Origin of the sequence: Candidatus Poriferisodalis sp., from assembly GCF_965208485.1 — a bacterium.
Classification (GTDB): Bacteria; Actinomycetota; Acidimicrobiia; order Acidimicrobiales; family Poriferisodalaceae; genus Poriferisodalis.
On record NZ_OZ242344.1, the window covers coordinates 1453633 to 1463120 of the forward strand.

A 9488-nucleotide genomic window follows, 5' to 3' on the forward strand; every position below is an offset into this window, starting at 1 on the left:
CGGAAAAAGGGGATCTTGCCGACACAGCAAGTCCCTGACCTGCGGGTTTGCATCTGACAAACGCCGAAATAGCGGCTTTCCGACCAGCCTCCTAGCAGGATGCTGAAATATGCAGGTCTGGCCGGAAGCACAAGCCCCTGACCTGCGGATTTGCAACTGGACACCGCCCGAAAATCGACTTTTCAGCGTCCTGCTAGATCGGGCGGCCTGTGAGGCCACAGAGGGCACCCATGGTGGCACCGTTGCAGTCGGTGTCACACCCCGCAGCAACAGTGTCTCCGATGGCGGTCGAAGAAGTCGTGATCGCCAGAGAGGAGGCCCTATGTGACCAGTGCCAGATTGTTCGCAGTGTGCACCGGTGACATGCTGTTGCAGGCGTCGCGAATCGGGGTCGGGCCGTCGTTCGCAGACTGGAACCAAGCTCGGGCCACGTCCGCGGTGGTGAAATCGGTTCCGCACTCTTCGATCAGCATGAGCGACAGCACCGTGCAGTTGATGTCGTCGTCGGGTACGGCGACGGCGAGGCGCTCTTTGCAGGCGTCGTCGTTGCGCTCGACAGCCGGCGGTGCCGTTGGGAGGAGCGGCATGTAGTTGCGCAACGGCAGGGCGGCGGCTTCGGCGAGGTAGCCCTGCAGTGCGGCCGGGCATTGGCGCATCGACAGCAGTTCGACGGGCTTGCCCAGCATGCAGCCGCTGATGCGGCCGATCCAAGCGTTGCGGGTCCGCTGCTGTGGGCTCGCTGCCGTCATGCCGTCAGTCCCCCGCTTCGGCAGCATCGATGCTCTTCGGCTGCGGCCGCTCCTCTGCTGCCGAGCCTCCGCTTGTGCAGCAGAGGATGGTCGTATGGTGGGCGACATGCTGGCGGTGTTGATTCTTCTGCTCGTGTCGGTGCCGCTGCTGGAACTCTATGTGATCGCGCAGGTGGCCGGCGGGCTGGGAGTCGGCCAGACGATCCTGTTACTGCTGGTCGTGTCGGTTGTGGGCGCGTGGATGGTGCGCCGCTCCGGGGTCGGTGTGCTGAACCAGATCCGCACGCGTCTCGAGAGAGGCGAGCTTCCCGGCAACGAACTGGCCGACGGGGTGCTGATCCTGCTTGCCGGTGCGCTTATGCTGACGCCGGGCTTTCTGACCGACGCCGTCGGCCTGCTATTGCTCTTCCCGCCGACCCGCATCGTCGTACGCTCCGTGCTGGTGCGTCGCTGCTCCAAGCGCATCACGGTCGTCGGCGGTTCCGGCGCGCCGGGCAGACCTGGTGGGCACCGCCGTTCGGGACCCACCCTTGACACTGACAGCTACCGAACAGACATGGACGACTGACACGGATGACTGATCCAACTGCATTCCCAGGTTCCCCAGGCGGCGGATTCCCGCCCGACAATGGTCTCGTCGCGATACGAGACCGGCTCCCGCTCGGCATCTCACTGCTGGCGCTGGCCGTAGCGATTGTTGCTCTGGTGCTGGCCGTCAACGGCGGCAATGACGACGGCACCGACGGCACCGAGGCAGAGACCGTGGCCGGGACCGTGACGGTTACAGCACCGCCGCCAACGTCGGTGACAACGTCAACGGCCCGCACCACGACCACCCTGGGCACGGTCCAGACCCTGCCCCCGACACCCACGACGACCACTGCACAGCAGATCGTGACGGCAACCACAACTCTCGAGGCCGAGATGACGGAAGATGAACCCAGCCCGCTGGTGCTGTCGGTGGTCGGCATCGGCCATGACAGCAACCTGAATCTGCGTAACGCACCCGAGGGCCAAGTGATCGGCAGGCTGGATTCTCTGGCGACTGGCCTCGTGCCCACCGGCACGACCCGTTCGCAGTCGGGCACGATCTGGCTGGAAGTGCAGGTGGAGGACGACGTCGGCTGGGTCAGCGGCGAGTACGTCGCACCGCTGGGGGCGACATTCGACGCCACATCGCAGATCGTGGCGATCCTGGGCGAGTCGCCGAGCGCAGAGACGCTGACGGAGCTCGGCCGACTCGTGGCTGGCGCTCTGGCGTCGGAGGATCCCGAACCGCGGATCAGGATTTCGGAAGCGCCCGTGGCAGGCGTGGTCTCGGGGATCACGATGGATATCGTCGGAATGCCCGACGACTCCGTGCGAGGCCTGCGGCTGCGAGTATTCGCACAGGCAAGCGAGGACGGCGACGGCTACACGCTGCGCAACGTCGAGGGCACAGTGATGTGCTTCAGCGAACGCGGCGTGAGCGCCGAAGGTCTCTGCAACTGAGTTCCGCCCCCGGGCGGTCGCCGTGCCGATGTTCGTCCCGAATCCGCTCAACCCGCGTCGCCGCCAGTCACGGGCGGCGTGTCTGCTGCTCACGGCTCGGGAATCTCGACGGTGCCGTAGCCACTGTCCACCACGCCCTCGGTGAAGAACGCCTCCCACCACAGGCCGCTGGGATCGCTGACCCACGACTTGTGCTGGAGCTGGTAGCCGCACACCAGGTCGTCCTGATCGGCGCGAGGCAGGTCTACCGAATCGATGTGGTCACGCATCGCCGCCAGCTCTTCGGGCGATTCGACCTGTATGCCGTAGTGGGCTGAGCCTGGCGGACCGTCTCCGTGGGTGTCCAGCGAGAAGTTGACCCGAGGATCGCCCAGCATCCACTTGGCGTAGTCGGAGCGCCGCAGCGTCGGAGCGCAGCCGAACAGCCGGGTGTAGAACTCGATCGAGGTGTCGAGATCATCGACCTGCAGGCCGATGTGCATGCGCCGCACGACTCGCACGATAGGGCACGACGTCGCCACCGGTTCCGCGGCAACTGTGACCCGGCATGATCCCCGCAAGCCAAGAGTGGGGTGCCGCAACTGGAGCGGCAAGCTTTCTTGAGGCGATGAGGCCGCGAGGCGGATGGGGTGGCCGATGGACGTCGGTGCGGCAGACTGCTCACTGTCGGATCCAGCTGCCCGAGCCGAGCGCTCAAATCGGAAGCTTGGATTCGCCGTCTTCCGGCAGTGAGCAGGAGACCGCAGTGCCCTATGCGCCAGTCGGCAAGTTCAAGCCTGAACAGGGCAGCCCTGCCGAGATCAGGCTCTACCACGAGACGCACAGCGACCCCACCGATCCTGCCCTGCTGTTGGTGAACGGATACTCGTCGCAGATGCTGCTGGGCGACATGGGTCACGACCTGCCCGAGCCGCTGTGGCCGATCATCATCGACGCCATCACCAGCCACACGTCGCCTGCCGCGGCGTAGAGGATGCCCGACATGAAGCTCCTGGCCTTCGCCGCATCCAACAGCAGCAAGTCGATCAACCGGCAGCTCATCGACTACGCCCTCGGATTGCTGCAGGGCGGCGAGATTGACGGCGTGGACCCCGGCGTGCTCGAGATCGAAACGCTCGACCTGAACGACTTCGAGATGCCGATCTACAGCCCCGACCGGCAAGAGGCCGGCGGCATCCCGCAACGAGCTCGCGACTTCCACAACACGATCGGCGCTGCCGATGCGCTGCTGGTCTCGTTCGCCGAGCACAACGGGTCGTACACGGTCGCATTCAAGAACGTCTTCGACTGGGCGTCACGGATCGACATGCGCGTCTACCACGACAAGCCGATCGTGATGCTGTCGACATCGCCGGGTGGCGGCGGGGGCGGATTCGTGCTGCGGGGCGCTGCGCATCTCGCTGGGTACTTCGGCAACGAGGTCTTGGCGAGCCTGCCGATCCCGAGGTTCGGCGAGAACTTCGACACCGAGGCTGGCTGCGTGTCCAACGCTGAACTTGACGTCGAGTTGCGCACTGCCCTCGCCACACTGGCCAAGGTTGCGCAGAGCTAGGTCGCCGGGGTCACTGCCTTGACCACCGTTCCCGACACGACTGCTTCAAACGCGGCTGCGGCCGATACGACGGTGCTGGTCGTGGGCGCGGGACCGGCCGGGTTGTCGATGGCGATCCTGCTGACTCGCTTCGGGTTGGAGACCATTGTCGTGGAGCGGCGCAGCGGTGTGAACCCTCATCCGCGGGCCCGGTCAATCAATGTGCGCACGGCCGAGTTGATGCGGCAGTGGGGTGTGCTGGACGAGATCGAGGCCGTGAGCCTGCCGTTGCCGTGGACCGAGCAGTTCGTGTACTGCGAGACGCTGGCAGGCACCGAGATCGGCCGGATCACGACGGGAGTGCAGCCGGTCGTGGACGGCGTCGAGCTGTCGTCGGCGCCGTGGCTGCTGACCTCGCAGGATCGGATCGAGGAGATCCTGCTCCGTCGCTTGCACAACGTGCCGGAAGTGCAGATCTGCTGGGACACCGAGCTAGCAGGCTGCTGAAATATGCAGGTCTGGCTGGAAGCGCAAGCCCCTGACCTGCGGGTTTGCAACTGGACACCGCCCGAAAATCGACTTTTTCAGCGTCCTGCTAGTGGCTGCGCAGATTTGTCGATCTAGCGTTCAACGGTTCTGTCGGGTGTGATCTCGGACCGGCGTGCACGCCTTGCGGGGTGGGGCCTGTGTGATGGTCCAGCCTTCCCCGGGCGGTGCCGGCTCGGTCGGTGGATGTAGCACCAGGTTGTACTCGTGCAGCCGGTGGTGGTGGCTGTGGCAGAGCAGCGCCAGGTTGGCAAGGCTGGTCGGCCCGTCGTCGAGCCAGTGCTGGATGTGGTGCCCGTCGCAGTGAACGGGCGCTCTGCCGCAGCCGGGCCAGACGCATCGTTGGTCGCGTGCAATCAATGCCCTGCGCAGGGCTGGCGTAATGGTGCGCTTGGCCCGCCCAACGTCGAGCACCTCGCTCGGGCCACCCATCACTGCCGGTATGACTTGTGTGTCGCAGGCGATCCGGCGCAGGTCAGCGACGCCGAGCATGGTGCCGTTCTCGGTGATCGCGGTCGCGCCGGGAACTGCCAGCAGGTCATGCGCCTGTGTCGACGCGGCGTCCGCGGACGCAGCATTTGGAGCTGCCGGACGTGGATTCGCGAGCGACAGAGATTCGTCGTCGGCGCCCGCGACCGCAGCCCGCTCGCTCGAGCCGCCACGCAGATTGTCCAGCGTGGCGAGCACGATCATCTGCGTTGGACTCGGCACGATCCAGACATCGTCTCCCCCGCGCTCGCCGGCGGCCGCTCCGGCATCCCGGGGCGTCGCCGCTTCTTCCGGCGCGCCAAGGACCGCCACGGCATCCCGGGGCACCGAGTCGGTGTGCTGGGCACCACCGGAAGCAGCCGCATTTCCTCCCGTATTGGCTGCACCATGGCCCCTGGCGGCGGTGAGCAGCCACGCGAGCGCGTCGGCGGCTCGCTGCTGCACGCTGCGCCGACTCGATTCAGGCAGCTCTTTGTCACTCCGCCAGTTCCGCTCGACAGCGCTCATCAAGAGTCGGTTGACTGCATCGCCCGTGAGCGCGTCAAACTTGGCCCGCAGGTGCCACATGCCGTTGTCGGGGTCGATCCACATCGAAGCCGACCTAGCTGCGCGCTGGCGCGCCCGCCGCTGTGCATCGCTCTCGCGTCGCCACGCTGCTTCCGCGGCACGCACGGTCTTCCGTGTCTCGTCTGCCGTCTGGTTCCGAGCCTGCTTGCACAGGTCCCTTCGCACCTCGTCGGGGACCTCCGCCGCAGCGACCAAAGCAGCTTGCTCTGCGTTGATCACGCCGTGTCCCAAAGACGCAGCCACCTGCGGCTGCGCATCCAGAATCTCTGCCTCGCGTTCAACGCGGCGCGCCAACGCGCCTCCCACCCCCGTGGCATTGACCAGCGTTTCTGCCGCCGAGGCCTCCCCGCGACGCGCATGCAGCCGGCGCCGTGTCGCCTCGCCAGCCAGCGTGCTGCGCGCCCCCTCGAGCACGTTGATGGCCCGCTGCACCGCCTGCGTGCACCACACCACATCCTCATCGTCCGCAGTCTGCGCCTGATCACTGCTGACCAGGGGACCGTCCAGCAACGACTCCACCGCAGCATCCACAGCATCACGGACACCGCCGGCGTTGCCGCGAACTTCGCCCTCACATCGCTGCGCCAGCCGCGCACGCATCTCCGCCAGGCACGCCCGGCCGACCAACGGGCGGACCGCGGACTGCGGGCCACTGCCAAGTCGATGCCTCGGGCTGGAGGTCATGAAGGCCAACGTATACGAGGGGTGCAACACGCTTAGCCTGAGCTTCAGTCATTGCCAGCCGCATGCACTACCCGAGCGGACGCGTGGCCCCGTTTCTCAATCGCGACCAAGGAGCACCTTCATGACCACCGCTCGCGGAGCCTTGGAAGTCACGATGGAGGCCGAGCCTCCATTTCTCGAGCGGGACGGGAACCAGATCACTCGCATCACCGTGCGCAAGGAATTCGCCGGCGACATGGTCGGTGCGTCTGAAGCCCAGATGGTCGCCGCCCGCACCGGCACCCCCGGCTCGGCCGGCTACGTCGCGATCGAGTACTTCACAGGCTCCGTCGCGGGGAGATCAGGTTCCTTTGTCCTTCAGCACAGCGGGATCATGTCCGAGGGCGACGCGGAACTCGCCGTGAGGATTGTTCCCGACTCCGGCACCGGCGAGCTGACAGGCATTTCGGGCACCTTGGAGATCGACAACACCGATGGGAAACACTCATACGTTCTCGACTATGAGCAGACATGACAACGCGCTGCGTGGTTCTCCCGCGGGGGATCAACGTGGGCAGGCGCAACCGGGTCCCCATGGCCGATCTGCGCCCCAAGCCGGCGGAGGCCGGCTACGCCGATCCCGTCACGATCCTGCAGAGCGGCAACATCATCGTCACTGCCGAGATCACCGCCGACCAGCCCGACCAGCCCGACCGGCCCGGCCGGCCCAGCACCGCCGCCGTGGCCGTCTCCGTCCAGCAACTGTTGGCCGACGAGTTCGACGTCCACGTGCCCTGCGCCGCCCGCGCCGCCGCCGAGATCGAAGCCATCCTCGAACGCAATCCCCTCGGCCACGTCGCCGACGACGGCTCCCGCTACCTGGTCAACTTCCTCTCCGAAGAACCGAGCCCCGACGCCGTCCGTGAGCTCGTCGACGCCGACCACAGCCCCGAGGTCGTCCACATCGAAGGCACCGAGGCATACGTCTGGGCACCCGACGGCATCAAGGCGCTGCGCCTGTCGTACTCGCATCTCGAGCGACACCTCGACGTCACCGCCACCGCCCGCAACTGGAACACCCTCGAACGCATCGCCGCCAAGCTCTAGCCGCCCAGCACTAGATGACTGCTGAGCAATCGCCGAAATCGCCGATTCATGGGCACAAAGCCGCAGGTCAGAGCGTTGCAGACTTGCCCGGATCCGAATAAATCAGCAGTCTCCTAGTGCCGCGTCAGCAAACGTTTGCGCGGTTGCTGGCGCCGTCGCTTCGCCTGCGAGCAGGCCCTCCAGCGATCCCCGCCACAGCGAAGGTTGCTTGACACGGCACTAGCCGCCCCGGCAACACATTCTCAAGCAGCGTTCGCACCCAGAAACGCCCGCAGATGTTCGGTCAAGAGCTCGGGCTGGTCGAGCGGCACCAACGTCCGGCTGTCGTCGATCCACACGAGTTGCGCTTTGTCGAAATGCTGCGCGAGACGCTCGGCATGCGCCGGGGGCATCAGCTTGTCGTTGCGTGCCCACACGACGAGCACGGATCCGCCGAATGATCGCTGCTGCTCCGCCCACTCGAGCAGCTGCGCCCTCTTCGGCACGCTGCGCAGGTACTTGTCGAGATCACGCCGCACCCGACGGTCGTGCCGTAGCGGTTCGATCCAGCTCATGAACACGTCGTCGGGGACCCGCTTCGCCGACATGCCGCCGAACGTCATCGGCAGATGCCGGACGAAGCGGGGCCGCAGAAGCTGAGCGGTCAAGAAGGTGCCACCGGGCAGCCTCGCATTGAGGGCACAGCAGCCGGCCCGGCAGCCCAGGCGGGTAGTTGTCGAACGCCTCGCAGGACACCAGCACGAGGTTCGCCACCCGATCGCTGCCGCCGGAGCAGACGACGAGCTGGGCGCCGCCCCAGTCGTTGCTGACCAGCGTGACGTCGCGCACGTCGAGCTCGGCCAGAAACGCAGCGATCATCTTGACGATCGACTCGAGGTCAAGGGCCGCATCGTCGGGCATCGGTGTGCGGTGCGCGCCGAACGGCAACTCGGGCACGATGCACCGGTAACGGTCCCGCAGCCCCTCGACCACGTCATCCCACAGGCTGCCGCTGGTCAGCACGCCGTGCAGCAGCACCACCACGGCCCCGTCGCCGCCTGTGTCGGAGTACATGAACCCTGCTGCGGCCTGCCTGTCCGGCTCCATCCGCCCACTCCCGACGCTGCGCGCCCAGCGTAGGCATGCCCCAAGACGCCCCATGCCTACCGCTGCGAAACCTCTTGTACCGGACCTCAAGGCCACCGCTACGGTCGGCAGGATGCGAGGCCGGGACGCCATCACCTACCTCATCGAGGCGAAACGCCTCGAGCAGATTGCGGTCGAAGGCCGCCAGAAGGCGGGTGACGAGGTGCTCGGTCAGGCCGAACGGCGACTCGGCACTGCGAACGCCGGGATCGATGTCGGCGACATCGCCGGCGCATTCGCCGTTGCGTACGACGCGTACCGGATGGCGGCCGAATCGCTCCTGCTGCGTCAGTCTCTGAGGCCGACGTCCGGGGAGGGCTCTCATGTCACTGTCGAAGATGCAGTCTCGGCTCAGTTCTCGGACTCCATCCCCGCATTCGCAAAGCCGACATTCGAGAGATTTCGCCGGAAACGGCACTCTGCGCAGTACTACGACGCAGACGCGCCACCCCTGACAAGCGAGGATGCGAAGTGGGCTGTTTCGCTGGCCGGAGCAGCAGTGGATGCCTCGCGCCGAATCGCCGAAACGGTTGCCTTGAAGCCGTTCAGCTCTGACCAAGGTCGATGTGCACGAGCGGCCGGCTGACGACGGTTGCGTGAAAGCTGCCGGTGCCGTCGTCGATCCAGCCGGCTGGGCGCACCGCGTCCTGGACGGGGCGGCCGAGTCGCTCCTCGGCTGCGGAGAGCGCGGCGTAGAGCCGGTCGCGGTCTGGTGAGCCCAGCACGAGAACGTCGATGTCGGCAACGGGTCGGGTGCCCCCATCCTCAGACCAGCGGGCTGCCCACGATCCGTAGACGTACGCAGCATCGATGCCGTCGACGTCCGCCAGCACCTCCGCAAGCACGTGCGGGGGGCCGAACGCCCTGACCAGCACGTCGGCAAGGCCCCGGTAGTAGGGGCTGTCGGTATTGGCTCGCACAAGGCGGACGTTGCCGATCTTGCGGCTTGTGACGATGCCGGCAGCTTGCGCCCGCTCGATTTCTCTGTGCACAGAGCTGATCGGCACCTCGAGCATCGCGGCGATGTCGGTGACGCTGGCTTCGAGTTCGGGATCGCCGAGCAGTCGAGCCAAGATCTCGCCCTGCTGACGTGACCGCAGCAGCGGCAACAATTTCGGCGTGGCTGATTTGCCCATATTTTGGAAATTATATCCCTATATACGGAATTACCAACTGCGCCCGAGTATGGCCAGGCTCAATCAGAAAACGGCGTTGGCTGA

At 66.1% G+C, this 9488-nt stretch carries 14 protein-coding genes; 8 read left to right on the top strand and 6 right to left on the bottom strand.

All coding sequences use genetic code 11. The features are described 5' to 3' along the window. Nucleotides 1-320: 320 nt before the first annotated feature. Nucleotides 321-749 (bottom strand): hypothetical protein, encoded by a 429-nt coding sequence (locus ACOGXQ_RS06650; RefSeq protein ID WP_419946638.1) that lies wholly within the window; start codon nucleotides 747-749, stop codon nucleotides 321-323. Nucleotides 750-843: 94 nt separating this feature from the next. Here ACOGXQ_RS06650 and ACOGXQ_RS06655 point away from each other — a divergent pair, with 94 nt between their 5' ends. Beyond that, entirely contained in the window at nucleotides 844-1317 is a 474-nt protein-coding gene (locus ACOGXQ_RS06655; protein ID WP_419946639.1) for an FxsA family protein, read from the top strand. A gap of 5 nt (nucleotides 1318-1322) precedes the next feature. Continuing rightward, entirely contained in the window at nucleotides 1323-2240 is a 918-nt protein-coding gene (locus tag ACOGXQ_RS06660; protein WP_419946640.1) for an SH3 domain-containing protein, read from the top strand. Between the two features lie 89 nt (nucleotides 2241-2329). Here ACOGXQ_RS06660 and ACOGXQ_RS06665 read toward each other — a convergent pair whose 3' ends face one another. Further along, nucleotides 2330-2722 carry a VOC family protein gene (locus tag ACOGXQ_RS06665; RefSeq protein ID WP_419947350.1) on the bottom strand — a complete coding sequence of 131 codons (393 nt, stop codon included), beginning with the start codon at nucleotides 2720-2722 and terminating at the stop codon, nucleotides 2330-2332. A gap of 263 nt (nucleotides 2723-2985) precedes the next feature. Between ACOGXQ_RS06665 and ACOGXQ_RS06670 the strand changes: the two genes are divergently transcribed. From ACOGXQ_RS06670 to ACOGXQ_RS06680, 3 genes are read left to right on the top strand one after another with little or no spacing between them, the layout of a single operon-like run. Further along, a complete protein-coding gene (locus ACOGXQ_RS06670) occupies nucleotides 2986-3210 on the top strand; it encodes a hypothetical protein (protein WP_419946641.1) in 225 nt (74 codons plus the stop codon). A gap of 12 nt (nucleotides 3211-3222) precedes the next feature. Beyond that, complete coding sequence (locus ACOGXQ_RS06675) at nucleotides 3223-3792, top strand: NADPH-dependent FMN reductase (RefSeq protein WP_419946642.1); 570 nt, start codon at nucleotides 3223-3225, stop codon at nucleotides 3790-3792. An 18-nt stretch (nucleotides 3793-3810) separates the two neighbouring features. Continuing rightward, the gene (locus tag ACOGXQ_RS06680) at nucleotides 3811-4278 is read left to right on the top strand and encodes an FAD-dependent monooxygenase (RefSeq protein WP_419946643.1); all 468 of its coding nucleotides are present in this window, start codon (nucleotides 3811-3813) and stop codon (nucleotides 4276-4278) included. Between the two features lie 120 nt (nucleotides 4279-4398). Here the strand turns inward: ACOGXQ_RS06680 and ACOGXQ_RS06685 are convergent, their stop codons facing one another. Further along, nucleotides 4399-6057, bottom strand: a complete 1659-nt coding sequence (locus tag ACOGXQ_RS06685; RefSeq protein WP_419946644.1) for an HNH endonuclease signature motif containing protein — start codon at nucleotides 6055-6057, stop codon at nucleotides 4399-4401. 121 nt (nucleotides 6058-6178) lie between these two features. Between ACOGXQ_RS06685 and ACOGXQ_RS06690 the strand changes: the two genes are divergently transcribed. Beyond that, nucleotides 6179-6571, top strand: a complete 393-nt coding sequence (locus ACOGXQ_RS06690) for a DUF3224 domain-containing protein (protein ID WP_419944381.1) — start codon at nucleotides 6179-6181, stop codon at nucleotides 6569-6571. Continuing rightward, complete coding sequence (locus ACOGXQ_RS06695; RefSeq protein WP_419946645.1) at nucleotides 6568-7143, top strand: DUF1697 domain-containing protein; 576 nt, start codon at nucleotides 6568-6570, stop codon at nucleotides 7141-7143. Before ACOGXQ_RS06690 ends, ACOGXQ_RS06695 begins: the two co-directional genes overlap by 4 nt. Nucleotides 7144-7385: 242 nt before the next feature. Here ACOGXQ_RS06695 and ACOGXQ_RS06700 read toward each other — a convergent pair whose 3' ends face one another. Together ACOGXQ_RS06700 and ACOGXQ_RS06705 are read right to left on the bottom strand one after the other, a co-directional pair. Then, complete coding sequence (locus ACOGXQ_RS06700) at nucleotides 7386-7745, bottom strand: alpha/beta fold hydrolase (RefSeq protein ID WP_419947458.1); 360 nt, start codon at nucleotides 7743-7745, stop codon at nucleotides 7386-7388. Continuing rightward, nucleotides 7651-8229, bottom strand: a complete 579-nt coding sequence (locus ACOGXQ_RS06705; protein WP_419946646.1) for an alpha/beta fold hydrolase — start codon at nucleotides 8227-8229, stop codon at nucleotides 7651-7653. Before ACOGXQ_RS06705 ends, ACOGXQ_RS06700 begins: the two co-directional genes overlap by 95 nt. A gap of 112 nt (nucleotides 8230-8341) precedes the next feature. On the opposite strand from ACOGXQ_RS06705, the gene ACOGXQ_RS06710 reads away from it, so the two are divergent. Continuing rightward, a complete protein-coding gene (locus ACOGXQ_RS06710) occupies nucleotides 8342-8854 on the top strand; it encodes a hypothetical protein (protein ID WP_419946647.1) in 513 nt (170 codons plus the stop codon). On the opposite strand, the gene ACOGXQ_RS06715 is transcribed toward ACOGXQ_RS06710, so the two are convergent. Beyond that, nucleotides 8814-9404, bottom strand: coding sequence for an ArsR family transcriptional regulator (locus tag ACOGXQ_RS06715; RefSeq protein WP_419946648.1), 591 nt, complete (start codon nucleotides 9402-9404; stop codon nucleotides 8814-8816). The genes ACOGXQ_RS06710 and ACOGXQ_RS06715 overlap by 41 nt on opposite strands. Nucleotides 9405-9488: the final 84 nt, after the last annotated feature.